Here is a 24,741-nt window from a genome sequence, read left to right as displayed (position 1 = left end):
CCCGGTCGCGCTCGGCCGCATCCACGTCCGCGGAGTGGCCAATGCTTCGCAGCCGCTCCCGCTCTGCCCTGTCCACCCGCAGCGAGTCCATGCTGGGGGTGGACATTATCTATGTCCGGGGGCTTAGGGCGATAGACTCACCTGCACCGCACCCGCGCGCTGCGGCATCTGCGACCGGCCGGAGTGCACCTCCACGAACCCGGAGGACTGCACCTTTCCCTGCTGCCAATAGCCCCGCACGCACGCAGGGGGTCGGAACGAACCGTGGATGCCGCCGGCAGAAACGGAGGTGCTCCTGACGCAACCGCGGGGCCGGCACGCGAAGGCGCACTCCGAGACGCCGTAGCACAACGTTCGCGTCCCACCCTTGGGCAGGCGCGGCCCCGCGCGTGCGAGAGGTGGACCGGCCTCTCCATGTGCCCCGTATGTGCCCCGACAGCGGGGCACAGGGCGCCACGAGGCGGTACGGGACGGCACGAGCCGGAGGCCAAGTCTCCGGAAAGACGAGGGTAGGGCTGGTAAGTGCGCGTCCTGCTTGGGGGTTTTTCCTGCCCTCGGCGGGTTCGATCCCCGGCTCGTGCATCCTCGCCCGGCTGCACGCCGTGCTTCCGGGAGCGCCGCTTCCGCTCAGTTCACGAAGGCCTTCGCGCGCGGCGCCTCGCCCACGCCCGCGAGCAGCTCGCGCAGCTTCGCGAGCGCCTCCACGTCCCACGAGAGCTCGGGGGAGGTGAGGGGGAGCACTCGCACGTTGACGACCTTGAGCAGCGCACCCTGCGGCCCGCCGTACAGCTCGTCCGTCGCCGAGCCGAAGGCGCTCCAGCCCCACTTGCGAAGCTGGCGCAGGAAGCCTCCGAACAGCTCCACCGCCTCCACGCGGTGCTGCGGCTCGAGCACGTCCCAGACCTCGATGTGCTCCTTCAGGTTCTGCCCGAAGTCCGAGAGCAGCTGCGAGACCTCGGCGTTGGTCGGGTCCTCGAAGGTGAAGCGGTGCGCCCGCGCCCCGTCGATGAGCGCCGTCACCTGGCTGCCGAGGCTCAGCGGCGGAAGCATCCGGGGCACGTCCGGCGCCGGGTCCACGGCCGCGCGCGGCTGGCGCAGCGCGAGCAGGTGCCCCGGGTCCAGGTCCAGCGCCGCCGCCAGGCTGCGCACCGTCTCTACCGCCGCGAGGCCTCCCGCCTCGATGCGCTGCACGGTCCTCACGCTCACTCCCGCCACGAGCGCGAGCTGCTCCTGGGACCAGCCCAGCTGCTGGCGGCGCGAGAGGATGACTTCGGCGAGGGGGGTGAGCTTGTCAGGCATGCAGGCCTCCGGAGCGCCTGCTCCGTTGCCTGCACTATGCGCCAAGTCGGCGCAGATCGAGACGACACGGACCCGACAGCCGACAGAAAGGGGCCGCGCAGCCCTGGGTCCGGGGGCCCGCCCATCGCCCAGTGAACCTTGCGGCTGAGCAGAATCCAACGGACCGGGTGCCCGGGCCGTCTCGAAACCGTCCGAAGGCGGCGCCCGGCTTTTCATCCATGGTGGAAATGTGCGACTTCAGCGGTCGCTTGGCGCACAAAAGGAAAGTCCTGGTGGCAGAGGGGGACGTGGCACTGCGGGGTGCCATCGCGGAGACGCTCGCGCTCGCGGGCTTCCACGTCCTGGTGGCGGGGACGGGGCGCGAGGCGCTCTGGCAGCTGTCCCAGCTCGAGTCCCGTCCGTGTGTGCTCGTGCTCGGGGCGGCGCTCTCGAGCATGCCGGCGCCGGCGCTGCTGAAGTTGCTCGAGGACCAGGAGCAACTCGCGGACTTCCCCACGCTGCTGCTCTCGTCTTCGATGCCGCCCCCGGGCCTGCCGCGGTGCACGGTGCTGCGAACGCCGGTCCGGATGGGCGAGGTGCTCTCGGCGGTCTGGGGACTCACCCAGGACGAGGGGGCCGGTCCGTAGCTCCCGGCCCCGCAACCGTCGGCTTCACCACGTCCCGCGCGGTCAGTGTCACGCGCCGGACCGGCGGGATGCGCCGCGGCGGTGCGCGCTCTGGTTGGGGTGCATCCGGTAGGGCATTGCAGAGCGCACGTGCTGCACCCTTCGAACCTCCAGCCCAGGCGCGCGTGAACCCCTACCGGATCTACTTCCCTCCCGCCGCCCTGCGCGGACTGCGCGCCCTGCCGGCGCAGCTACAGCAGGAGGTGCGCCTGCACCTCGAGAACGTGGCGACCCTGGCGGCCTTCCGGCGCCCCAGCGAGCTGCGCAACCTCTACAGCGAGCCGGACGCCTGCTTCGCGGCCCACGTGAGCACGGCGCGCGCGCTCTTCACCATCGATGCGGACCTGCGGACGCTCTACGTGAAGCGCGTCGAGGCGTCGCCCGCCGCGGCCTGATCGCCGAGCCGCAGTCCCGCGGGATGCGCGAGCGGAGCGAGTCAGCTGTCCAGCAGCAGGCAGACGCGGGTCGCGCCCCCTCGCCGTCTCGCGAGCCGTGTTTATCCCTCTGCCGCACGCGGCGTGTGGGAGGCGGGGATGGAGGAGACACGGAGGGTGGTGGTGCTGGAGCCCCGGCGCCTGCTGCGCGAGCTGGTGGCGCGCACCCTGCGCGAAGCGGGCCTCGAGGTGGCGGAGGCGACCTCGGCGCAGGAGCTCTTCGCCCATCTGGACGCGAGCCCCTTCGACGCCGCGGTCGTCCTGCTGGACCCGTCCAGCGAGTTCCCCGGGCTCGACCCCGACGCGCGCCAGCTGCTGTGCGAGCTCAAGGGCTTCTGGTTCCACGTCCACGTCGTGGTGCTGCTGACCCGCGGCGGTGACGCGCTCGGCGCCGAGGCGCGCAGCCTGGGCGCGGTGGCGGCGCTGCGCATGCAGGACCTGGGGGCCACCGAGCTGCTGCAGGCCGTGGAGGCCGCGGCGCGCGGAGAGCAGCAGCTGCAGGACGGAGGGCTCGGGCAGCTGCGCGCGCAGGAGGCGCAGCAGCGAGCCGAGGGCATGCGCCGCCCGGAGCTCACCCCGCGCGAGTGGCAGGTGCTGCGCTGCGTCTCCGCGGGCATGGACAACCTCAAGGTCGCGGCGCACCTCGGCATCAGCGAGCTCACGGTGAAGTCCCACATGACGGCGCTGTACCGGAAGCTGGGCGTGGAGAACCGCACCGAGCTGGCCCTCAAGGGGCGCGCGCTCGGCCTGCAGGCCGTGGCCTGAGGATGGGGGTAGGGTGCGGGGAATGACCTCGCTCTCGCTCGCCGCGCGCCAGCTCCGGCGCGCCCCGCTCTTCGCGCTGCTCGCCACCGGGGTGCTCGCGCTCGGCCTCGGCGCGGCGCTCACCGTCGCGGAGGTGGTGGACGCGGTGCTGCTGCGGCCCTTGCCCTTCGCCGCGCCCGAGCGCCTCGTCAACGCCTGGCAGACGAACCTGCGCGCGGGCGGCACGAACCTCACCGTCACGGGCGCGGACTTCCTCGCCTGGGCGCAGGAGCGCGAGGCCTTCGAGCGCTTCGCAGCCGTCAGCGCACGCGGCTTCAACCTCGCGGGCGCGGAGCAGCCGGAGCGGCTCGAGGGCGCCATCGTCAGCGCGGACTTCTTCGCGCTGCTGGGCACGGCGCCCCTGCTCGGCCGCGTGCCGCAGCCCGGTGCCGCGGGGCCGCGCACCGCGGTGCTCTCCGAGGCCCTCTGGCGCTCGCGCTTCGGAGGCGCGCCGGACGTGGTGGGGCGCACGGTGTCGCTCGACGGCGAGCCGGTGGAGGTGGTGGGCGTGATGCCCGCGCGCTTCCGCTACCCGGCGACGGCCGAGCTCTGGGTCTGCGCGCGCACCCGCGTCCCGGAGCACCCCACCTATCCCATCGACCCGGAGCACGATCGCTCGCGCCACTACCTCACGGTGCTCGCGCGGCTGCGGCCCGGCGTCTCGCTCTCGCAGGCGCAGGCGGCGCTGCAGGTGGTGCAGAAGCGCCTCGGCGAGCAGGCCCCGCAGGAGGAGCGGGACGTGGGGGCGACGCTCCTCCCGCTGCGCGAGCAGCTCTACGGCAAGCTGCGCCCGCAGCTGCTGGGCCTGCTGGGGGTGGCAGCGCTGCTCTTGCTGGTGGGCTGGGCCAACGTCGCGCACCTGTCGCTCGCGCGCGCCGTGGGCCGCGCACACGAGGTGGCCGTGCGGGTGGCGCTCGGGGCCACGCGCGGCGCGCTCTGGCGCAGCTTCTTCGCCGAGGCGCTGGTCCTCTCGGTGGCCGCCGCGGCGCTCGGGCCGCTGCTCACCTCGTGGGCCGCGCCGCTGCTCGTGGCGGCGAGCCCGCAGGCAGCGAGCCTCCCCGCGCCCGAGCTCTCCTCTCGCGTGGTGCTGCTGGCCCTCGCGCTCGCGCTCGCCTGCGCGGCGAGCCTCGGGCTCATCGCCGCGCTGCAGCCGGTGCGCGCGGGCGAGGCCCTGAAGGAGGGCGGGCGCGGTGGGGGAGGTGGGCGCCGGCAGTCGCGGCTGCGCTCCGCGCTGCTCGTCTTCGAGGTCGCGCTCTCGCTCGTGCTCCTGCTCGGTGCGGGCCTGCTGGTGCGCAGCTTCGCTCGGCTCACCGCGGTGGACCCGGGCTTTCGCGCGGAGGGCGTGCTCGCGGTGGACCTGCCCCTGCCCAAGGCCCGCTACCCGGACGCCGCCGCGCAGCGCCGGGCGATGGGGGAGCTCTTGCGCCGCCTGCAGGCGGAGCCGACGGTGGACGCGGCCGGGCTCGTGTCCCGCCTGCCGCTTTCGCCGAGCAACACGGTGGGCGACCTCACCATCCCGGGCCGCGAAGCCGAGGCCTTCCCGCTCGATTTGCGCCTCGCCACCGAGGGCTACTTCGAGGCGCTGCGCATCCCGCTGCGCACGGGCCGCACCTTCACCGCGCGCGATGCAGACTCCGACGCCCCGCCCGCCGTCATCCTCAACGAGACGGCCGCGCGCCGCGCCTTTCCCGCGGGAAACGCGCTGGGCCAGCGCATCCTCGTGTGGGGTGAGGAGACGCCGAGCGAGGTGGTGGGCGTGGTGGGAGACGTGCGCCACACCGGGCTGGACGCGGAGCCTCGTCCAGAGGCCTGGCGTCCCGTCGGCGCGGTGGGCTGGCCCAACCTGACGCTGGTGGTGCGCGGCAAGGTGCGCGCCGGGGCGCTGCTGCCGGTGGTGCGCGCGGACGTGGCGGCGCTGGACCGCGAGCTGCCCCTGGTGCACCCGCAGGAGATGGGCGAGCGCGTGGACGCCTCGCTCGCGCTGCGCCGCTTCAGCCGCGAGCTGTTGGGGGCGATGGCGCTGGTCGCCGCGCTGCTCGCGCTCGCCGGCATCTACGGCGTCACGGCGTACGGGGTCGCGCAGCGCAGGCGCGAGCTCGGCGTGCGACTCGCGCTCGGAGCGAGCCCCGCGGGGCTCATCGGGCTCGTCACCCGCGAGACGCTGCTGCGCGTGGGCGCGGGCTGCGTGCTGGGGCTCGCGGCCGGCGTGGGCCTCTCGCGCCTGCTGGAGGGGCTGCTCTTCGGCGTGCAGCGGGTGGACCCGCTCACCTTTGCCCTGCTGCCGCTCGCGCTCACGGCCGCCGCGGCGCTCGCGGCAGCAGGGGCCGCGGCGCGCGCGGGCCGCATCGATCCGGCCGAGGCGCTGCGCCGCCCCTGACGGAGCCTCCGCCTCAGGGCTGCGCGGCGCGGGCGGACGCCTCGAGCTGCAGGGCGCTCTCCAGCTGCCGCAGCTTCTCCTGGACGCGGCGCATGTTGTCCGGGCCCATGCGCAGCAGCGCCTTCTGCGCGGGGCTGAGCGCCTCGAGCTGCGGGTCGGCGTACGCGTAGAGCGCCCCCTTGGGCACCACCCGCAGCGCCCCCGCGGGTGCGCTCACGCGCGTGAGGTGGCCGATCGCCTGCGAGAGCGTCTGGTCCAGGCTCCGACCCGGAGGCGCCAGCTCGGCGTGCGCCGCGAGGAGCAGCGGCCTGAGCTCCCCGTACACGCGGCCTGCGGCCTGCGCGTCGATGGAGGCGAAGGCCCTCGCCACGCCGTCGTAGCGGGCGTAGCTCTGCGGCGCGATCGTGGTCTGGCCTGCGCGCGAAGTCACCCGGAAGGCCGCGCTGGGGCCGAGCAGGGAGAGCTGAGCACGCGGCAGCTGCCCCTCCGCCACGGCGTGCGCTGACGAGACGAGGCGGCGCACGAGATCATCGGCGGCCAGCCAGCGCAGGAACTCCACGTCGCCCGAGAGGCCGCGCAGCAGCTCGCGCACCCGCGGGTCCGTCCCTTCGAGCGACGCGAGCGCGGGCGCAGCGGTGGCGGGCGTGGCCGCGGGAGCCTCCGCGGCCGCAGGCGCGGGCGCCTCGGAGCGCAGCGCGAGCCACGTGACTCCCGCGCCGGCGAGAAGCACCCCCGCGAGCAGCGCAGCGAGCACGCGGCCGCGCTTCGGGCGGGCGTCGTAGGAGAAGAGGGGGGCGGGGGACTCGGGAGGGGGCGTGGGCAGCTCGGTGTTCATCGGGACTCCAGGGGAGGGAGGGACGGTAGGGGAGGGCATCGCAAGCGCCGGGCCAGCGCGGGTCCCCTCTGGGAGGAAGGACGCGCGCTTCGATGGCCTCGCAACGCGCAACGCCCGCGCGATGCGATTCGCCACGGCGCTTCAGGGGCCGCGCGAGGCGGCGCGCAGCGCATCCGAGAGGACGGTGGCGACGTACACCACGAGCGCGTGGTCCGCGGTGCGGTACACGCGCTCACTGCCTCGCGGCGTGTGCAGCACGAGCCAGGTGGTGTCGGTGAGCAGCAGGAGCCGAGAGAGCGAGCCGAAGATGAGGCCCGCGGCGACGAAGAGCCCGACGGCGTGCAGCGTGCCCTCCGGCGAGGCGCGCCCGAGCGCCGACACGAGGAACAGGAGCCCGAGCAGGACCCCCGCCAGCAGCGTCGCGACATAGGGGCGCCACTGCGGTCCCTCGCGCAGCACCTCGGCGCGCGTCACGTCGCTCAGCTCCCAGCGCCGCGCGCCGATGGCGAGGTGGGTGGAGAAGACGCCGATGCCCTCCTCGTCGAAGGCAGCGAGCGGGTGGGACGCGGGGACGGGGTCGCGCAGCGGGAAGGGCTCGAACATCGGAGCTCCGGAAGAAGGGGAGCTGCGCCGCACGCGGCGGCGCAGGTGGAAAGGCCGCCGCGCAGAGCGCACCCGCACGCAGCCGCGGCGCTCGCGCGCCTCAGCTGTCGAGCCGGAACGAGAACTCGGCGCGGCGATTGCGCGCGCGCGCGTCCTCGCTCTCGCGGTCGTCCAGCGGGCGCTCCTCACCGTAGGAGAGCGTGGAGATGCGCTGCGGCTCCACGCCGAGGCGCACCAGGTAGCCCTCCACCACGGCCGCGCGCCGGCGCCCCAGGGCGAGGTTGTACTCGGTGGTGCCCAGCTCGCAGGTGTGCCCCGACACCTGCACGCGCGCGCGCGGGCGCTGGCGCAGTGCCTCGGCGAGCCGCACGAGCGCCTCCTGCGACTCGGGTGTGAGGGTGGAGGAGTCGAGCGTGAAGTGGACGGGCGCGGTCTCGAGCGCGGCCAGCTGCCGCTGCGCGTCCGCCTCGGAGTCCTCCTGCGCGCGCGGCGCGGGCGCCTGCGCGGAGGGAGGGCTCGCGGGCGGCGTGGCTGCGGAAGAGGTGTCGGCGGTGTTGCGCGTGCGGGCAGCGCAGCCCGCGAGGCTGAGGGCGAGGACGAGGGCGGGGAGGAGTCGGTTCATGGCCGAGCCCATCAGCAAGGCCCGTGCCCCACGTCCGGCACCCGGCGAGCGGCTCGGGGGTGCGCCGCCAGTGCCGCAGGACGCAACGGCTCAGCGTTGCGAAGTGCCGCTCTCTCCCTTGCCGCGCCGGTGGATGGTGGAGACGTCGATGCCCAGCAGCTCCGCGGCGCGCGTCTTGTTGCCACCGCAGCGGGCGATGACCCACGCGATGTACTCGCTCTCCATCTCGCGCAGCGGCGCCACGCGGTCCTGGGCGTTGAAGAGCGCATGCCCGCCGGGCGTGCTCACCACGCCGTGCTCGCGCAGCACCTCGAGCCCCACGGTGGGCTGGGTGCCGAGCACCACGAGCCGCTGCACCAGGTTCTCCAGCTCGCGCACGTTGCCGGGCAGGGGATGGCGCGCGAGCTCGGCGACGACCTCGGGGGCGAACTGGGTGACGGGCGAGTGCGGGTTGCGCGAGCGGGCCTGGGCGAGGAAGTGCTCCACCAGCAGCGGGACGTCCTCGCGCCGCTCGCGCAGGGGCGGGATGCGCAGGGCCACCACGTTGAGGCGGTAGAAGAGGTCGCCGCGGAAGCGCCCCTCCTTCACCCGCGCCTCGAGGTCCTGGTGGGTCGCCGCCACGATGCGCACGTCCACCTTGCGCGGCGCATCCGCGCCCACCGCGCGCACCTCCCCGTCCTCCAGCACGCGCAGCAGCTTCGCCTGCAGCTCGGCGGGCATGTCGCCGATCTCATCGAGGAAGAGGGTGCCTCCGTCGGCCTCGACGAAGAGCCCGCGGCGCGGCCCGCTCGCGCCGGTGAACGAGCCCTTCACGTGGCCGAACAGCTCGCTCTCGAGGAGGGCCGCCGGCAGCGCCGTGCAGTTCACCGGCACGAAGGGCCCGCTCTTGCGCGGGCCCTCCGCGTGCAGCGCGCGAGCGACCAGCTCCTTGCCCGTGCCGCTCTCCGCGCGCAGCAGCACCGCCACGTCCGAGGGCGCCACGCGCTCGATGAGGCCGTAGAGCGCCTGCATCGCGGCGCTGCGCCCTACCAGCGCCCCCAGCCCGCTGCGGTCACCCACCTGGCGCTGGAGGTTGCGGTGCTCGAGGCGCAGGCGGCGCTGCTCCAGCGCGCGGCCCACGTGGAGCATCACCTCGTCCAGGAGGAAGGGCTTGGTGAGGTAGTGGTACGCGCCGCGCCGCATCGCCTCGACGGCGCTCTCCACGCCGCCGAAGGCCGTCATCAGCAACACCGGGAGCTCGGGGTCCACCTTGAGCGCCGCGGCGAGCACGTCCATTCCGTCGACCTCCTTCATCCGCAGGTCGCACAGCACCAGGTCGTAGCTGTTCGCACGCAGCCGGGCGATGGCCTCCGCGCCGCCGGCGGCGATGTCCACCCGGTAGCCCTCCTCCAGGAGCGGTTCCTCGAGCATGTGGCCCATCTCGACGTGGTCATCGACCACCAGGACCCGCGGGCTAGACGGCATGGCGTTGCTCCTCGTGAGGTTCGGCGGGCGCGGCCGCGGGCCAGCACACGGTGATGCGGGTGCCCTCGCCCGGCGCGCTGTCCAGCTCGATGCGGCCCCCGTGGTTGCGGACGATCTGCGCCACCACGGTCAGCCCCAGGCCCGTGCCGCGGCCTCGCTTCTTGGTGCTGAAGAAGGGGTCGAAGACCTGGTTCAGGTGCTCGGGCGAGATGCCGCAGCCGTCGTCCTGCACCTGCAGCTCCACCATCGCGCCCGCGGACCTCGCGCTCAGCCGCACGTGGCCTCCGGGCTCACAGGCGTCGCACGCATTCATGGTCAGGTTGAGCAGCACCTGCTGCAGCTGATCCGAGACCGCGGCGAGCGCGGGCAGCTCCCCGGCCAGCTCCACCTGCAGGCTCACCTTGCGCCGGTCGGCCTCCACCTGCAGCAGCTCCGCGACACCGTGCATCACCGGTGCGAGTGCGACCGGGCCGGCCTGCGCGGGCTGCAGGCGCGAGAAGTCGAGCAGCTGGCGGATGGTGCGGCCCACGCGGTCGATCTGCTCGATGATGGCCGTGAGCCCTCGGCTCTGGGAGCTCGCCTCCGGCGCCTTCTTGCGCATGTACTCCGCGCGCCCCCGGATGATGCCCAGCGGCGTGCCGATCTCGTGCGCCACGCCCGCGGCGAGCACGCCCACGGTGGCGAGCTTCTCGGCGCGCAGCAGCTGGTCCTCCAGCATGCGCACGCTGCTCAGGTCCTCGAAGACGAGGAGCATGTGCACGTCCGCATCGCCGCGCTCCAGGGGGACGGCGTGCACGTTGTAGTGGCCCTCCTCCCGGAAGAGGCGCAGGGCCTCGCCGTGGAGGCTGTGCACGTGGCCGTCCGCGCTCGCCGCGCGCACGAGCGCCTGCAGCCGCTGCAGCACCGCGGGAGCGGCGTGGGAGAAGGCCTCCTCCAGGGAGAGGCCCAGCGCGTGCGGGGGCAGGTGCTCGCGCAGGGCCCGGTTCACCGAGCTGAGCCGGCCGTCCTCGCCGAGCGCGAGCACGCCTGCGGGGATGTGGTCGAGGATCTTCTGCGTCTTCTCGTGCAGGTGGGCGAGCCGGTCCGCGTGGCGGCGGCTCTCGCGCAGCTGCACCGCGCGGCGGCTCGCGAGCACCACGTAGGTCCCGAAGGTCACGAGGAAGAGCGCCACCAGCAGCGCCGCGAGCGTGAGGCGCAGCACCAGCGTGCGCTCGTGGCTGCGCAGCGTGCGCGTGGACGAGAGCGTGGCCACGGACCAGGAGGGCTCGCCGCCCATGCGGATGGGCATGTACGCCACCGCCACGTCCGCCGGCCCCAGCCCCAGGCGCACCGCCTCCGCCTCCTCGATGCGCAGCACGCCGGACTCGCGCGCCCGCAGGCGCGCATCCAGCGCGTGCAGCCCCGGCAGCTGCCCACTGCTCGTGCCGCCCAGCTGCGCGTGCAGCCGGGCCAGGGTGGGGTCGCTCAGTGGCGCAGGAAAGCCGTGGGCCCCGAGCAGCAGCAGGCGCGTGTCCCCGTCGTTCGTCACCAGGCGCAGCGGCGCGAAGAGCGGCTCGGTGTCCACGAGGATGGCCACGGCCCCGCTCACCCCGGGCGACTCCTCCGCGAAGGAGACCGCGAGCACGCGCATCCAGCGCGACGTTCCCTCGCCCAGCGGCGGCGAGATGACGAACTGGCCGGGCGGTCGCGCGAGCGCCTCGCGCGCGGTGGCGGCCAGTGCCTGCGGCTGCAGGTTCATCCCGGGCTCACGGCTCGCGCGGCGGTCCACCAGCGTGAGCTGCTCCTCGCCCCGGGCGCCGTACACCGCCACGACCCGGAACTGACCCACGGCCTCGAGGAGCGCGCGCAGCTCGCGGCGGTGATCCTCCGCGGTGCCGGGCTGCCCCATCAGCTCGCCCGCGAAGCGCAGGCCGTCCGCGATGTCCTCGAGCGCGGAGGACACCTCGCGGCTGGCCTCCGCGAGCTGCGCCTGCCGGTCCCGCTCGAACTCGAGCACCAGCGCCTCGCGGTCGTGCTGGATGAACCCGATGGCGCCCGCGGTCACGCCCGCCAAGGCCAGCAAGAGCAGCAGGGGAGGGAGCAGGCGGCGGTCGAACACGGTGGGTCCAGGGGGAGTGGGAGGACAACGCAAGCGGGGTGCCAGCCGCGGGCGGGTCGCGCAGTGCGGCACGCGCGGGCCGTCGTCGCACAACGCCACGTCGAGGCGTTGCATTCTGCAATACCCCCGCAGCGTGCCTTGCACTCCCCGGCGGGGTCTCCGCTCGCCGCGCAGGGCGAGGGAGAGGGCACGCGGGCCGGTACCGAAGCTGCAACAGCGGGCTCCGCCGCCATGACCGCCCCGCTGCCCTCGCCCGCCGCCCCCCGTCCCGCTCCCGGCGGGCCGCTCAAGAAGCTCGACGCCCGGGAGCGGCAGCGCCTCGTCGAGCTGGTGCTGCTGCACCCCGGGCTGCCACGGGTGCGCATTCTCGAGCTGCTGCGCGAGGAGCTCGACGGGCGCACGGTGAGCCGCGTCACCGCGTACCGCTACCTGCGGGAGCTGGGGCTCGCGCGCCTGCGCGGCCCGCGGGGGCCTCGCGATGCCGGGGCGCAGCGCTCGCGCACGCAGCAGGGGCGGCCGGGCGCGGGGGGCGCGTACCCCTCGGACCTGACGGACGCACAGTGGGCGCGGGTGAGCCCGCTCTTCGAGCAGCGGCGCGGGGCGGGGAGGCCTCCCGAGTACGGCGCCCGCGCCGTGCTCGACGCGCTCTCGTACATGGCGCGCTCGGGCTGCAGCTGGCGGATGCTGCCGCACGACCTTCCGCCCTGGAGGACCGTGTACGCGACGTGGCGGCGCTGGGAGGCGCGGGGCCTGCTCGAGGAGCTGCAGCGCCGCCTCGGGGCCCGCGGGTGCTTCCTGCCGGGCCGCAGCGCCCCTTCCGAGGCGCTGCGCAGCCCTGCGGGCGCCTAGGACTTCGCGCCGGGCAGCTTCGCCTTCTCGAAGCTCGACCAGCAGTCGTCGTAGTCGAGCTGCATCGCGGGCGTCTCCATGGCGAAGCGCGTGGGGGCGATGACCCAGCGGCTCTCGAACATGAAGGCGAGCGTGTCGGTGATCTTGTGCGGCTTGAGCTCCACCGACACCGCGCGCTCGTAGGTCTCGCGGTCCGGGCCGTGGCCGCTCATGCAGTTGTGCAGGGACGCCGCGCCCGGCGAGAAGCCCGCGGCCTTCGCGTCGTAGGCGCCCTTCACCAGGCCCATGAACTCGTTCATCACGTTGCGGTGGAACCAGGGCGGGCGGAAGGTGTCCTCGCCCACCATCCAGCGCGGCGGGAAGATGACGAAGTCGCAGTTCGCGGTTCCCGGCGTGTCGCTCGGCGAGGTGAGCACCGTGAAGATGGACGGATCCGGGTGATCGAAGCTCACCGTGCCGATGGTGTTGAAGCGCGCCAGGTCGTACTTGTACGGCGCGAGGTTGCCGTGCCAGGCCACCACGTCCAGGGGCGAGTGATCCAGCTCCGTGGACCACAGCTTGCCCTGGAACTTCTGGATGACGCGCGTGGGCCGATCCACGTCCTCGTAGGCCGCCACCGGGGTGAGGAAGTCGCGCGGGTTGGCGAGGCCGTTGGAGCCGATGGGCCCCAGGTCCGGCAGCCGGAACAGCGCGCCGTAGTTCTCGCAGACGTAGCCGGAGGCGCTGCCGTCCGGCAGCTCCGCGCGGAAGCGCACGCCGCGCGGCACCACGCCCACCTCACCCGGTGAGAGCGCGAGCACGCCCAGCTCCGTCACCAGCCGCAGCCGGCCCTGCTGCGGCACGAGCAGCAGCTCGCCGTCCGCGTCGTAGAACACCGCGTCCACCATGGAGCGGTTGGCCAGGTACTGGTGGATGCCGATGCCCGCGCCGTGCGCCGCCGAGCCGTTGCCGCCCATGGTGACGAGCCCCTCCACGAAGTCCGTGGGCTCGGTGGGGCGGGGCAGGGGGCTCCAGCGCAGGCGGTTGGGCGTGGCGGGCACCTCCTCGAAGGGGCCGCTGCGCAGCAGCCGCTCCGCGTGCGGGCGGTAGGGCGGGTGGTTCGCCGTGGGGCGCAGCCGGTACAGCCAGCTGCGGCGGTTCTCGCGCCGCGGCGCGGTGAAGGCCGTGCCCGAGAGCTGCTCGGCGTACAGCCCGTACGGCACGCGCTGGGGCGAGTTGCGCCCCTCGGGCAGCGCACCCGGCACGGCCTCCGTGGCGTGCTCGTTTCCAAACCCGGACATGTAGCCGCTCGTCGTCATCTGCCCTCCTCGAAGTGTCGCGCCCCGCAGGTGCGCCGCCGGGCCACTGTATGCCTGCTCGCGCGGCCCCAGGACGTGCAAAATCGCGCGCTAGTCCACCGGCGCGGTGCGTGGCGTGCCCAGCTCCTTGAGCACCTCGAGCGCCACCTGGATGAGCGTCTCGGCGCAGGGCTCGCAGCCGCCGCCGCAGCAGCGGGGCCAGCGGCCCTCGGGGTTGCGCAGCAGGGGACGCACGCAGGAGCGGTAGTACGCAGGCAGCCCCAGCGCGTCGCTCGCGCGCTCGAGGGCCTCCTTCACCTGGGGATCGCTGGGATCGGGCACACCCTTCTTCTAAGGCCCCGCCTGTCCAAGGGAAAGCGCCGCTGTGGGGGGCCCGGAACGCGTGCTTGCGTCAGAGGGGGGAAGTCGGCTACTTGTCCCCGCGACGCAGCCGCGGGGTTAGCTCAGCTGGATAGAGCGCTTCCCTCCGAAGGAAGAGGCCACAGGTTCGACTCCTGTACTCCGCACACCCAAGAGGCCGGAACTCCTGGAGAAATCCAGAGGGTTTCGGCCTCTTCCCTTTCAGGCGTCGAGCGACTGGAGGATGAGGCTCAGCTCCTCTCGGCTCGCGCCCTTGGGCAGGTAGTAGTGCGGTCCGGAGAGCAGGGCGGTGCCCACCTCGTGGGCCGGCGCCGAGGTCAGGAAGACGATGCGCGGCGCGTCGTGCGGCAGCCGCTCCACCACCTCGGTGCCGCTCATGCCGGGCATGTTGAGGTCCAGCAGCATCACGCCGCAGCGCTCCTGCGCGAGCGTGGAGAGGGCGGCCTCGCCGTCGGCTGCCTCCACGGTCTCGTAGCCCAGGTCCTCGAGGCTCAGCCGCAGGAACTCGCGCCAGTCCGCGTCGTCGTCGACCACCAGTACCCTGCGCGCGCTGCCCGTCGAAGCCATTCGCCCCAAGAATCCTCCGGTGACAGAGACAACCCACCGCAGGTGTCCTCGAATTCGCCCGACGCAGCGCAGCGCCGCCCGCATGCAGAGCAGGAGAGCGAGGGCAGTCCCACGGGCCATCCTCCGCACCTCAGCTCGCAAGGAGCTCGTCCTCCGGTGAGGGCAGGGGGAGCGCCGCGGCGGATGGGAGCCCCGCGGGAGCGACGAGCCTCGAGCCCGGCAGCACGCGCAGTCTCTGGCCGCGCCACTCCACGCTGCGGCACGTGAGCGCCCGCGTCCAGGTGACGGCGAGCAGCGCGTCCTTGAGCAGCCCCGCGGCGACGAGGCGCGGCAGCCCCGCGAGCTGCAGCCGCTCGCCGCGCAGCGCGTGGAAGAGGAGCAGGTCCATCGCGAGCTTGAGCGCCGTGACGCTCGCACACGCCGCGGCCGCGCGAGGCGAGGGGGAGAGCAGCAGCGCGAGCAGGGCGAGGGGCGCGGGGTTGAGCAGCGCCTGCGCGAGCGAGGTGAGGGGGCTGACGGCGGTGCGGTGGATGATGCTCCAGCGCGCATAGCGCCGGAAGAAGGCGCCCACGCTCTTGTCCTGCGACACGTTGAAGACGGGGCTCGCGGCGACCACGACCCGCTTGCCCAGCTGTCGCGTGACCCACGCACCGATGACGTAGTCCTCGGCGAGCACGTCCTTCACCGAGAAGAAGCCGCCCAGCTGCTCCAGGTCCTCGCGGCGCAGCGCCATGGACTTGCCCACCACGAGGTCCCGGCCCGCCAGCTCCTTCGCGGCCAGCATCCCGGGCGCCACGCTCGAGGCGAGGTGCAGGTTGTCCAGGAGCGAGCCCAGCCGCCGCTCGCCCACGCCCAGCACCGGGTGCGTGAGGCAGCCCACCTCGGGGTCGCCGAAGGCGTGCGCCACCTCCCAGAGGTAGCTCGGCCCCACGCGCACGTTGGAGTCGCTCACCACCAGCAGGTCGTGGCGCGCCGCGTCCGCGAGCGTGATGAGCTGGTTCACCTTGGGGTTGAATCCGGGCTCGCCGTGCTGCAGCGCGAGCCGGAAGCGCGTGGGCCAGCGCGCCACCGCGCGGCGGGCCACGGCGTAGGCCGGGTCCGAGCGGTCCTTCACGCCGAGCACCACCTCGAAGTGGGGGTAGTCCAGCGCGGCGAAGGAGGCGAGGTTCTCCTCCAGGTCGTCGTCCACGCCGCACAGCGGCTTGAGCACCGAGATGCCCACCGCCTCCACGGGACGGGGCGGCTGCGCAGGCGCGCGCCGCCAGCACAGCAGGGTCACGGCGAGCTGCACCGCGAGCGCGACGAGTCCCACGGCGGCGAGGGCGAGCAGGGTGAGGCTGAGCGACGTGAGCATGCGCGGCGTTCTCCCGGATGAGCGGGCCGCGGGGAGGAGGTCCACGCGGCCACGGGAGAGACGCTACGGGGCGGCTGGGGCAGGGCCGCGGCGGTCGGAAGACGGCCGCGAAAACTCACTGCGACAGGCGGGTGAAGCGGGCGCGGGCTAGCGCGCGAGGTTGCGGCTGTGCGGGTGGCGGATGTCGGTGCCGCGCACCATGTACACCACCATCTCGGCCACGTTCAGCGCGTGGTCGCCCACGCGCTCGAGGTGCTTCGCGATGAACATGAGCGCAGTGGCGCGCCGGATGTTCTTCGAGTCCTCCATCATGTAGGCGAGCAGCTCGTTGAAGATCTTGAGGAAGAGCGCATCGAGCAGGTTGTCGCCACGCAGCACCTCCTCGGCCTTGGCGGCGTCAGCGGACACGAAAGCATCCAGCGCCTTCTTCACCTGCTCCTGGCTCAGGTGCGCGAGCTTCGGCGTGTCCACGTAGGGCGCGAGCGGGGGCACCTGGTTCAGGTCGATGGCGCGCTCGGCGATGTTCACCGCGAGGTCCCCGATGCGCTCGAGGTCCGTCACGATCTTCAGCGCGGTGGTGATCAGGCGCAGGTCACTCGCGGCCGGCTGGCGCAGCGCGAGGATGCGCCGGCACATGTCGTCGATCTCCACCTCGAGGCGGTTCACCTCGCCATCCGACTGGGTGACGCGCTCGGCGAGCGCGCTGTCGCGCTCGGTGAGCGCGCGCACGCTGTCGGCGATGTTCGCCTCCACCTTCGCGCCGATGGTGAGCAGCTTGTCGCGCAGGTCGCTCAGGTCCTGCTCGAACGCCTTGTCCGTGTGGGTCGCCGGCATGCCTGTCTCCCTACGCCTACCCGAACTTGCCGGTGACGTAGTCCTCGGTGCGCCTCTCGCGCGGGTTGGTGAAGATCTGCTCGGTGCGCCCGCACTCCACCAGCTCGCCCATGTAGAAGAAAGCGGTGCGGTCGCTCACGCGGGCGGCCTGCTGCATGTTGTGGGTCACGATCGCGATGGTGTACGTCGCCTTGAGCTCGTGGATCAGCTCCTCGATCTTCGCGGTGGCGATGGGATCCAACGCGCTCGCCGGCTCGTCCATCAGGAGCACCTCGGGCTCCACCGCGAGCGCCCGCGCGATGCACAGGCGCTGCTGCTGGCCGCCGGAAAGCCCCATGGCGCCTGAGTCGAGGCGGTCCTTCACCTCGTCCCAGAGCGCCGCCTGGCGCAGGCAGCGCTCCACGGTCTCCTCGGTGCGCCCGCGGATGCCGTTGAGCCGCAGCCCGGAGGCCACGTTGTCGAAGATGGACATGGTAGGAAAGGGGTTGGGGCGCTGGAACACCATCCCCACGCGGCGGCGCAGCTGCACCGGGTCCACGTCTCCCGCGTACAGGTCCTGCCCCTCCACCAGCACGCGCCCCGCGGCGCGTCCGCCGGGCACCAGCTCGTGCATGCGGTTGAGGCAGCGCAGGAAGGTGGACTTGCCGCAGCCCGAGGGCCCGATGATCGCGAGCACGCTGTGGACCGGCACGTCCAGCGAGACCTTCCGCAGCACCTGGCTCTGGCGGAACCAGGCGTCGAGCTGCTCGACCTGGATCTTGTTGCGCACGTTCGTGCTCATCCGGCCCTCCCGAGCCGCGAGCGGGTGAGGAGGCGGGCGGCGAGGTTGAGGCCCCCGACCAACAGGAGCAGCACGAGCGCGGCGCTCCAGGCCTTCTGGTGCCAGTCCTCGTAGGGGCTGATCGCGTAGTTGAAGATCTGCACGGTGAGCGAGGCGGTCGGCTGATCCGGCCGCGTGTTCCAGTACTGGTTGTTGAGGGCAGTGAAGAGCAGGGGCGCGGTCTCTCCGGCGGCGCGCGCCACGGCGAGCAGCACCGCCGTCACGATGCCGCCCATGGCGGTGCGCAGCACGATGCGCAGGCTCGTCTTCCAGCGCGGCACGCCCAGGGCGAGCGAGGCCTCGCGCAGGGACGGGGGCACCAGCCGCACAAGTTCCTCGGTCGTGCGCGCCAGCGTGGGCACCATCAGCAGCGCGAGCGCCACCGCCCCGGCGATGGCGGAGAAGTGCTTCATCGGCACCACCACCAGCGTGTACGCCACGATGCCCACCACGATGGAGGGCACGCCCGAGAGCACCTCGGCGGTGAAGCGCACGGCGCGCCCGAAGCGCCCGTCGCCCTGCTCCGCGAGGAACACGCCCGCGCCGATGCCCAGCGGCAGCCCGATGAGGCAGGCGAGCAATACCAGGTAGAGCGTGCCCAGCAGCGCGTTGCCCACGCCGCCGCCCGGCTCGCCCACCGGCGTGGGCAGGGCCGTGAAGAAGGTGAGGGAGAGTCCCGCCGCGCCCCGGCTCACCACCAGCCAGAGCAGGGACAGCAGCGGCACCAGCGCGCCCAGCAGTGCGAGCCCGCACAACCCCGTCATCAGGACGTTCACCGCCCGCCGCGCACGCACGCTCCTCACCGTGCACCTCCCACGGCGCGCCCGCCCACGGTGCGGATGAGCAGCCGCGCGAGCGTGTTGAGCAGCAGGGTGAGGGCGAAGAGCACCAGCCCCAGCGCCGCGAGCGCGCCGGTGTGCAGCCCGGCCGTCGCCTCGGCGAACTCGTTGGCGATGACGGCGGGCAGCGAGTAGCCCGGCGCGAAGAGCGAGGCGCGAATGTCCGGCGAGTTGCCGATCACCATCGTCACCGCCATGGTCTCGCCCAGCGCGCGCCCCAGCCCCAGCAGCGTGGCGCCCAGGATGCCCGCGCGGCTGTAGGGCAGCACCGCCAGGCGGATGGCCTCCCAGCGCGTCGCCCCCAGCGCGAGCGCGCCCTCCTTGAGGTTCTGCGGCACCGTGCGCATCACCTCACCGGTGATGGACGAGATGGTTGGCAGGATCATCACCGCGAGCACCAGGCCCGCGGCGAGGTAGCCCACGCCCAGCGGAGCGCCCTGGAACAGCGGCAGGAAGCCCAGCGCCTTCGCGAGCGCCGGCTCGAGCGTGGTGCGCAGCCAGGGCACGAGCACGAACAGCGCCCACAGGCCGTACACCACGCTGGGGATGCTCGCGAGCGTCTCGATGGCGAAGTTCACGCCGGGCCGCAGCCACTTGGGCGCCATCTCGGTGAGGAAGAGCGCGAGCCCGATGGACACCGGCAGCGCCACCACGAGCGCAATCGCGCTGGTCACCAGCGTGCCGTAGATGAAGGGCAGGGCGCCGAAGACCTCGGACACGGGGTCCCAGTCGGTCCCCTTGAGGAAGGCGCCGAGGCCAATGGCCGAGATCGTGGGCCAGGCGGCCTCCGCCAGCACGAAGACGATGAGGCCGGCGATGACGAGCACGGCCGCGCCCAGGGTGGCCAGCAGGGCCCCCCAGACGCGGTCGCCGACGTTCGAGCGGCCGCGGCGCCGGACACGGCTCAGCGCCTGCGGCCGGGCTGCGATGTCACTTGCTGGAAGCAAACGGAACCGGCTTTCCCTGGACGGTCATGGTGCGCAGCTTCGCCTGGACCTTCGCCACCACCGGCGCGGGCAGCGGCGCGTAGTCGAGCGGGCCGGCCATCTTCTGGCCGTCGTGGAGGGCCCAGTCGATGAAGCGCAGCATCGCGGCGCCCTTCACCGGGTCCTTCTGGTCCTGCGGCACCAGCAGGTAGGTGAACGAGGCGATGGGGTAGCTGTTCTTGCCGGACGCATCGGTGATCGAGACGCGGAAGTCCGCGGGCACCGTGACGCCCGCGGCCGCCGCCGAGGTGCTCTCGATGCTGGGCTTCACGAACTGCCCGTCCTTGTTGCGCAGCGCCGCGGTGGGCTGCTTCGTCTGGTTCGCGTACGCGAGCTCCACGTAGCCCAGCGCGCCCGGGGTCTGCTTCACCTGGCCCGCCACGCCGTCATTGCCCTTGGCGCCCAGCCCCGTGGGCCACTTCACGCTCTTGCCCGCGCCCACCTGCTGCTTCCACTCCGGCGACACCTTGGCGAGGTAGTCGGTGAAGATGGCCGTGGTGCCCGAGCCGTCCGAGCGGTGCACGATGGTGACGGCGAGGTCCGGCAGCTTCACGCCGGGGTTGGCCTTGGCGAGCGCCGGGTCGTTCCACTTCGTGATCTTGCCCAGGAAGAGGCCGGAGAGCGCCTCGGGGGTGAGCTTCAGCTCGGTGACGGGAGCATTGAAGGTGAGCACCACCGCACCCAGCACGGTGGGGATGTTCACGGTGCCCGGAGCCTTCTGCAGCTCCTCGTCGCTCATCGGCGCGTCCGAGGCGCCGAAGTCCACGGTGCCCTTGGTGATCTGCTGGATGCCGCCGCCCGAGCCGATCGCCTGGTAGTTGAACTGCTGGTCCGGGTGCAGCTTGTTGTACTCGCTGAACCACTTCGTATAGAGCGGCGCGGGGAAGGTCGCGCCCGCGCCCGTCATCAGCACGGGGTCCGCGGCGAGCGCAGTGCCCGCGACGGTGAGGAGGGCTGCTGCGAGGAGCTTCTTCATGGTCCAGGTCCTTTCACCGGCTGAACGCCGGTGCGTTTGTAGGGTCGGAACGGCTGCGGCGATGTGACAAGCGCGTGACAACCCCGGGCGCGCCTGCTGGCCCGCCCGGGGAGCGCGGGGGTGGGACGGCGGGGCGGGACTAGAACTTCACCTCGGCGAGCAGCTTGCCGCGGGTCTCGTTGGGCTTGAGGGTGGCCGCGCCGTAGGTGGTGCGCTCGATCTCCACCACCGACTTGATGGACTTGCTCCACTTGTAGCCGACGCCCGCGAGGCCGAGCTTCACGTTGTTCCCGTCCAGGGTGGTGTCCGGGTCGATGTTGTCGTAGCGCGCGAGCAGGTCCACGTTCGCCACGGGCCCCGCGCCGAGCAGCCCGAGGTTGAGCACCGCGAAGGCGCTCACGCCGCGCGACTTCACGGTGGGCTCGGCCGGGTTGACGGTGAAGCGGGTGACCTTGTCGTTCGCGTCGCGCCCGGCGAAGTACTCGGCGGCGACCGTGAGCGGCGCGCTCTGGTAGCCCACCTGCCCGATGGCGCGCTCCTTGGTGTTGGAGATGCCCTTGGCGTCGTCGTACTTGCCGGTGGAGGCGTAGCCGGTGACGAAGAGGCCCGCGGCCGCCCCCCCCATCCCCGCGAGCGGGTTGAGGGTGAGGCGCCCTTGCAGCTCCTTGCGCTTGCCGAGCTCGGCGGACTTCCAGCCCTCGCCGTTGTTCACGTTGACCTGGTAGCTGCCGTACTTGCCGGGAATGGTGCCGCCCACGGCGAGGCCCAGGTCCGAAGAGGTGAGGTAGCCCCAGCGGTCCACCGCCACCGGACCGGTGACGCGGTAGCCCCAGAGGTCCTCCTCGTAGGAGATCCACGCGAGCGGCAGCTGGCCCACGCGCAGGAAGCTGCCCGTGTGCCAGAGGTCCTTCACCTCGAGGAAGGCGTACTTCGTGGTCACGTCGAAGTACTGGTTGCCGCCCTGGCGCAGGTCACCGCCCTCGAGCGTGGCCTGGAAGCGCACGGTCTTGGTGAGCTGGAACTCGGACTGCAGGTAAAGCCGGTCGATGCCGAAGGAGTTGGCGTTCTCGGTGGGACCGCGCAGATCGTACGAGTAGCGCAGGTAGCTCTTACCGGAGAGCTTCACGCGGTCGATCCAGCTGCCCGAGGCCTCCTGGGGCTTCTTCTCGGCCTGGCTCGTGGTGGAGGTGACCTGACCCGCCTCGGGGGGAGGCGGCGTGGCCTGCGCGGGAGCGGCGGGCTGCGCGGAGGACGGGGTGGAGGGCTCGCTGGTCTGCGCGAGCGCGGGAGAGGTGGCAAGGGTCAGCAGGGCTGCGACGAGGCTGCGGTTCACGGGTTGGGCTCCGTTGGTTGACTTGCGGACTGCGATCTAGAGGTCGCCTGTGGCTGCTTCACGGCTGGGCCGTGACATCTCTGCAACGAGGCGTGTGACGCGAGGCGAGGCGCTCAGGCAGCGCGCGGATCCACGAGCCGGTAGCCCACGCCGCGCACCGTCTCGAGCAGGGCGCGCGCGGGCCCCAGCTTGTCGCGCAGGCGCATCACGTGCGTGTCGATGGTGCGCGTCTCCAGTGACGAGGAGAGTCCCCAGACCTCCTCGAGCAGCGCCTCGCGCGTCTGCACGCGGCCGAGCCGCTGCAGCAGGTGCTCGAGCAGCCGGAACTCCAGTGCGGTGAGCGTCACCTCGTGCCCCTCCACGTAGAAGCGGTGCGCCTCCACGTCGAGGGAGAGGGGGCCGAGACTCAGCGGCTCCGCACCGGCCTTGCCGGAGGGCGCGCGGCGCAGGATGGCCTGCAGCCGCAGCACCAGCTCGCGCACGCTGAAGGGCTTGGTGACGTAGTCATCCGCGCCGAGCTCGAAGCCGCGCACGCGGTGCTCCTCCTCGCCGCGGGCGGTGAGCATCACGATGAGCACGTCGCGGGTGTCGCTCGCGGCGCGCAACTCGCGGCACACCTCGGTGCCGGGCAGGTCCGGCAGCATCAGATCCAGGAGCACCAGATCGGGGCGGCGCTCGCGCGCGGACTGCAGCGCGGCCGCGCCCGTCAGCGCCACCGAGGTGGAGAAGCCGGCACTGCGCAGGTTGAAGTCGAGCAGCGCGGAGAGGTCGTGCTCGTCTTCGACGATGAGGACGTGGGCCATGCGCCCACCCTCTCGCGCTCACTTTGCCCTGGCGTGACGAGCCCGCAACAAGTGCGTGACGCGCTCCGGGGAGAGCGGGCGCTACGGGTCGAAGCTGGTGCCGGTGCCCTGGGGACCGGGCTCGCCGCCGCCTGCGTCCGCGATGCCCGAAGCGCCCGCGCCCGACTCGTCCCCGTGCGCGCCCGCGTCCTCGGCGGCGTCCGGCAAGGGATCGTTCAGGTCGTGCGGCCCATCGTGCAGCAGCGCCGGGTCCACCTCACCGGGCGGCAGGTCGCAGGGGGCGAGCGGCGCCACGTGGGGCGCGCGCGGGCCGTGCGGGCCATGTGCTCCGTGAATGCCCGGCCCTCCGCGCGCGGACAGCGCCGCGGGAGGCAGGCCCGAGTGCCGCCGCGCCGCCTCCATCAGGGCCGCGTGGTGGCGGTAGCGCGCCTCCACCAGCTTGTGGATGAGCAGCGGGCCGCCCGGCACGCGGCGCGCGGTGATGGCCTGGGTCGCCTTGCGCACGGGGTAGCGCACGCGGCGGATCTGCACGCGCCAGCCCTTGGGCGTGAAGGTGAAGACGCCGTAGGCGGGGCGCAGGTCGCCGTCGCGCGGGATGCCGGCGCTGGCCACGTCCGCGATGAGCAGCCGGCCCACGCGCCGCCGGTAGGGGAAGTGCAGGTGGCCGAAGGCGCAGGCGGCCGCGTCCAGGTGCTGGAAGAAGCGGCGCACCGCGAGGTCGTCCAGCGTGGGGTCCAGCGACTCCTCGAGGTTCTTGGGGTTCGCGTGGCAGACGTAGAGGTCCTGCCCCTTGCGCGGGCTGTAGCGCACGCTGAAGGGCAGGGCGCCCAGACGCTGCAGCAGGCCCTCGCCCAGCTGGTCTCGCGTCCAGCGCAGGAGCTCCGTCTTCCAGTGGTCGCGCTCGCGGTAGGCGCCGCCCAGGTAGTTGCCCGCGAGGTAGCAGTCGGTGTTGCCCATCAGCAGGGCGTCGCAGCGGTCGAAGAGCAGCTCCACCGTCTCGCGGGGGTGGGCGCCGCGCAGCGCGAGGTCTCCCGCCGCCACGATGTAGTCGGGCGCCACGCGCGCGATGTCCTCGAGCACCGCCTCGCAGGCGGGCAGGTTGCCGTGGATGTCGGCGAGCACCGCGACCCTCATGGGGCCGCATCCTATCACCCCGGCGGCGGCGCGACGGGAGGACTTGCGGGCAGCCAGACCGTGAAGGTGGAGCCCCGGCCGGGCTCGCTCTCGACCCGCACCTCGCCCCCCATGGCGCCCACCAGGTGCTTGACGATGGAGAGCCCCAGCCCGGTGCCCCCCATGTCCCGGCTGCGGCCCGGGTCCACCCGGTAGAAGCGCTCGAAGATGCGCCCCAGGTGGCGCGCCTCCATGCCCACCCCGGTGTCGCGCACCCGCAGCACGAGGCGCCCCCCTGCCTGCTCCGCGCTCACCTGCACGCTGCCGCCCGCCGGGGTGTACTTCACCGCGTTGTCCAGCAGGTTGATCAGCACCTGCTCCACGGCGCGCGCGTCCCCGTGGGCACTCAGGTCCGCGGGCACCTCGAGCCCTACCGTCAGCCCCTTGCCCTCCGCCTTGAGCCGCACCGTCTCGGCCGCTCGCGCCGCGGCGGGTGCGAGCGGCACCCGGGTGGACTGCAGCCGCAGCTCTCGCCCCTCCAGGCGGCTGAGCTCGAGCAGGTCCTCCACCAGCTCGCCGAGCCGCTCGGCCTGGCGGTGGATGATGCCCACCATGCGCGGGGCGACCGTGGAGTCCGCGAGCGCGCCGCCCTGCAGGGTCTCGGCGTAGCCGCGGATGGCGGTGATGGGGGTGCGCAGCTCGTGGCTCACGTTGGCCACGAAGTCCTTGCGCACCTTCTCCAGGCGCCGCAGCTCGGTCACGTCGTGGAAGACGGCGGCGCTGCCGGGCAGCTCGCGCCCCAGCGGCGTCACGCGGATGGCGAGCGTGCGCGGGTACAGCCCCTCCAGCGCGAGCTCCAGCTGGGTGCTCTCGCCCTGGCGGCACGCGGCGAGCACCGCGGCGTGCAGCGGCTCGTGGCGCACCAGCGCGATGGGGCGCTGGCCGACAATCTCCCGCCGGGGCCCCGGCGACGTGGCGAGCAGCGAGGGCAGGGCGTCGTTGTGGCGCACCACGGTGCCCTGCGCGTCCGTCACCCAGACGCCCTCGGCCATGCTGTCCAGCACCGCGCTCTGGATGCGCGCCTCGCGCTCGAGGGCCGCGTTGCGGGCGGCGAGCTTCGCCTCGAGCGACTCGATGGCGCCCTGCACCTCCTCGAGCTCCCGCAGCCCGGGCGCCTGCAGCGTCGGAGGCGCGGCGCCCTCGCCGCGGCGGCGGGTCTGGCGCGCGAGCAGCTCGAGCCTCCGACCGGCGCTGCCCCGCGTGGCCAGGTAGGCCGCGAGCGCGCCACCGAAGGCGACGAGCGCGGCCTCCAGCGCCGCCGCGCTCCCATGGTCCAGCAGGGCGAGCAGCGCGAAGGCGGCCAGCGGCGGCGCGAGCAGTACCAGGAGGAGGGAGGTCAGGCGCATCC

24 protein-coding genes and 1 tRNA gene are annotated in these 24,741 nt (G+C 73.2%); 6 read left to right on the top strand and 19 right to left on the bottom strand.

All coding sequences use genetic code 11. From position 1 onward, the window contains the following. Positions 1 to 627: 627 nt before the first annotated feature. Positions 628 to 1,299, bottom strand: a complete 672-nt coding sequence (locus FGE12_RS28560; protein ID WP_194798371.1) for a helix-turn-helix domain-containing protein — start codon at positions 1,297 to 1,299, stop codon at positions 628 to 630. Between the two features lie 287 nt (positions 1,300 to 1,586). Between FGE12_RS28560 and FGE12_RS28555 the strand changes: the two genes are divergently transcribed. The 4 genes from FGE12_RS28555 to FGE12_RS28540 all read left to right on the top strand — a co-directional run bounded on the left by FGE12_RS28555 (position 1,587) and on the right by FGE12_RS28540 (position 5,579). Continuing rightward, positions 1,587 to 1,925 (top strand): hypothetical protein, encoded by a 339-nt coding sequence (locus FGE12_RS28555; protein WP_153869797.1) that lies wholly within the window; start codon positions 1,587 to 1,589, stop codon positions 1,923 to 1,925. Positions 1,926 to 2,089: 164 nt separating this feature from the next. Next, positions 2,090 to 2,359 carry a hypothetical protein gene (locus FGE12_RS28550; protein WP_153869796.1) on the top strand — a complete coding sequence of 90 codons (270 nt, stop codon included), beginning with the start codon at positions 2,090 to 2,092 and terminating at the stop codon, positions 2,357 to 2,359. A gap of 138 nt (positions 2,360 to 2,497) precedes the next feature. After that, a complete protein-coding gene (locus FGE12_RS28545; protein WP_153869795.1) occupies positions 2,498 to 3,163 on the top strand; it encodes a response regulator transcription factor in 666 nt (221 codons plus the stop codon). A gap of 22 nt (positions 3,164 to 3,185) precedes the next feature. After that, positions 3,186 to 5,579, top strand: a complete 2,394-nt coding sequence (locus tag FGE12_RS28540) for an ADOP family duplicated permease (protein ID WP_153869794.1) — start codon at positions 3,186 to 3,188, stop codon at positions 5,577 to 5,579. A gap of 13 nt (positions 5,580 to 5,592) precedes the next feature. Here the strand turns inward: FGE12_RS28540 and FGE12_RS28535 are convergent, their stop codons facing one another. The 5 genes from FGE12_RS28535 to FGE12_RS28515 form a co-directional block, all read right to left on the bottom strand. Beyond that, entirely contained in the window at positions 5,593 to 6,414 is an 822-nt protein-coding gene (locus FGE12_RS28535; RefSeq protein WP_153869793.1) for a DUF3014 domain-containing protein, read from the bottom strand. Positions 6,415 to 6,555: 141 nt separating this feature from the next. Further along, positions 6,556 to 7,017 carry a DUF6232 family protein gene (locus FGE12_RS28530; RefSeq protein ID WP_153869792.1) on the bottom strand — a complete coding sequence of 154 codons (462 nt, stop codon included), beginning with the start codon at positions 7,015 to 7,017 and terminating at the stop codon, positions 6,556 to 6,558. Between the two features lie 100 nt (positions 7,018 to 7,117). Continuing rightward, a complete protein-coding gene (locus FGE12_RS28525; RefSeq protein WP_153869791.1) occupies positions 7,118 to 7,639 on the bottom strand; it encodes an OmpA family protein in 522 nt (173 codons plus the stop codon). A 90-nt stretch (positions 7,640 to 7,729) separates the two neighbouring features. Further along, complete coding sequence (locus FGE12_RS28520) at positions 7,730 to 9,103, bottom strand: sigma-54 dependent transcriptional regulator (protein WP_153869790.1); 1,374 nt, start codon at positions 9,101 to 9,103, stop codon at positions 7,730 to 7,732. Continuing rightward, positions 9,093 to 11,201: an ATP-binding protein gene (locus FGE12_RS28515; protein WP_370459187.1), complete on the bottom strand. Its 2,109-nt coding sequence runs from the start codon at positions 11,199 to 11,201 to the stop codon at positions 9,093 to 9,095. Before FGE12_RS28515 ends, FGE12_RS28520 begins: the two co-directional genes overlap by 11 nt. Positions 11,202 to 11,432: 231 nt before the next feature. On the opposite strand from FGE12_RS28515, the gene FGE12_RS28510 reads away from it, so the two are divergent. Then, entirely contained in the window at positions 11,433 to 12,050 is a 618-nt protein-coding gene (locus FGE12_RS28510; RefSeq protein ID WP_153869788.1) for a transposase, read from the top strand. Here the strand turns inward: FGE12_RS28510 and hmgA are convergent. Continuing rightward, complete coding sequence (hmgA, locus tag FGE12_RS28505; RefSeq protein WP_228531185.1) at positions 12,047 to 13,348, bottom strand: homogentisate 1,2-dioxygenase; 1,302 nt, start codon at positions 13,346 to 13,348, stop codon at positions 12,047 to 12,049. The genes FGE12_RS28510 and hmgA overlap by 4 nt on opposite strands. 90 nt (positions 13,349 to 13,438) lie before the next feature. Then, positions 13,439 to 13,669, bottom strand: coding sequence for a hypothetical protein (locus FGE12_RS28500; protein ID WP_153869787.1), 231 nt, complete (start codon positions 13,667 to 13,669; stop codon positions 13,439 to 13,441). A gap of 111 nt (positions 13,670 to 13,780) precedes the next feature. Here FGE12_RS28500 and FGE12_RS28495 point away from each other — a divergent pair. Continuing rightward, positions 13,781 to 13,854: transfer RNA gene (locus FGE12_RS28495), tRNA-Arg, on the top strand. A 55-nt stretch (positions 13,855 to 13,909) separates the two neighbouring features. On the opposite strand, the gene FGE12_RS28490 is transcribed toward FGE12_RS28495, so the two are convergent. The 11 genes from FGE12_RS28490 to FGE12_RS28440 all read right to left on the bottom strand — a co-directional run bounded on the left by FGE12_RS28490 (position 13,910) and on the right by FGE12_RS28440 (position 24,739). Continuing rightward, the gene (locus FGE12_RS28490; RefSeq protein ID WP_228531184.1) at positions 13,910 to 14,275 is read right to left on the bottom strand and encodes a response regulator; all 366 of its coding nucleotides are present in this window, start codon (positions 14,273 to 14,275) and stop codon (positions 13,910 to 13,912) included. A 130-nt stretch (positions 14,276 to 14,405) separates the two neighbouring features. Next, positions 14,406 to 15,629: a glycosyltransferase gene (locus FGE12_RS28485; RefSeq protein ID WP_153869786.1), complete on the bottom strand. Its 1,224-nt coding sequence runs from the start codon at positions 15,627 to 15,629 to the stop codon at positions 14,406 to 14,408. A gap of 147 nt (positions 15,630 to 15,776) precedes the next feature. After that, the gene (phoU, locus tag FGE12_RS28480) at positions 15,777 to 16,463 is read right to left on the bottom strand and encodes a phosphate signaling complex protein PhoU (protein WP_153869785.1); all 687 of its coding nucleotides are present in this window, start codon (positions 16,461 to 16,463) and stop codon (positions 15,777 to 15,779) included. Between the two features lie 16 nt (positions 16,464 to 16,479). Then, complete coding sequence (gene pstB / locus FGE12_RS28475) at positions 16,480 to 17,220, bottom strand: phosphate ABC transporter ATP-binding protein PstB (protein ID WP_370459188.1); 741 nt, start codon at positions 17,218 to 17,220, stop codon at positions 16,480 to 16,482. Between the two features lie 20 nt (positions 17,221 to 17,240). After that, positions 17,241 to 18,086 (bottom strand): phosphate ABC transporter permease PstA, encoded by an 846-nt coding sequence (gene pstA, locus FGE12_RS28470; protein ID WP_370459186.1) that lies wholly within the window; start codon positions 18,084 to 18,086, stop codon positions 17,241 to 17,243. Continuing rightward, the gene (pstC, locus tag FGE12_RS28465) at positions 18,083 to 19,069 is read right to left on the bottom strand and encodes a phosphate ABC transporter permease subunit PstC (RefSeq protein ID WP_228531183.1); all 987 of its coding nucleotides are present in this window, start codon (positions 19,067 to 19,069) and stop codon (positions 18,083 to 18,085) included. The genes pstA and pstC overlap by 4 nt, the downstream gene beginning before the upstream one ends. Beyond that, positions 19,053 to 20,084: a phosphate ABC transporter substrate-binding protein PstS gene (gene pstS / locus FGE12_RS28460; protein WP_153869783.1), complete on the bottom strand. Its 1,032-nt coding sequence runs from the start codon at positions 20,082 to 20,084 to the stop codon at positions 19,053 to 19,055. The genes pstC and pstS overlap by 17 nt, the downstream gene beginning before the upstream one ends. Before the next feature lie 139 nt (positions 20,085 to 20,223). Then, positions 20,224 to 21,417 carry a hypothetical protein gene (locus FGE12_RS28455; protein ID WP_153869782.1) on the bottom strand — a complete coding sequence of 398 codons (1,194 nt, stop codon included), beginning with the start codon at positions 21,415 to 21,417 and terminating at the stop codon, positions 20,224 to 20,226. A gap of 113 nt (positions 21,418 to 21,530) precedes the next feature. Further along, positions 21,531 to 22,220 (bottom strand): response regulator, encoded by a 690-nt coding sequence (locus FGE12_RS28450; RefSeq protein WP_153869781.1) that lies wholly within the window; start codon positions 22,218 to 22,220, stop codon positions 21,531 to 21,533. An 81-nt stretch (positions 22,221 to 22,301) separates the two neighbouring features. Then, positions 22,302 to 23,354 carry a metallophosphoesterase family protein gene (locus tag FGE12_RS28445; protein ID WP_228531182.1) on the bottom strand — a complete coding sequence of 351 codons (1,053 nt, stop codon included), beginning with the start codon at positions 23,352 to 23,354 and terminating at the stop codon, positions 22,302 to 22,304. Positions 23,355 to 23,368: 14 nt separating this feature from the next. Continuing rightward, positions 23,369 to 24,739 carry a cell wall metabolism sensor histidine kinase WalK gene (locus tag FGE12_RS28440; RefSeq protein ID WP_153869780.1) on the bottom strand — a complete coding sequence of 457 codons (1,371 nt, stop codon included), beginning with the start codon at positions 24,737 to 24,739 and terminating at the stop codon, positions 23,369 to 23,371. Positions 24,740 to 24,741 lie beyond the last annotated feature (2 nt).

It is taken from the genome of Aggregicoccus sp. 17bor-14, assembly GCF_009659535.1.
Lineage (GTDB): Bacteria > Myxococcota > Myxococcia > Myxococcales > Myxococcaceae > Aggregicoccus.
This window is presented reverse-complemented; position numbering and strand designations above follow the sequence as displayed.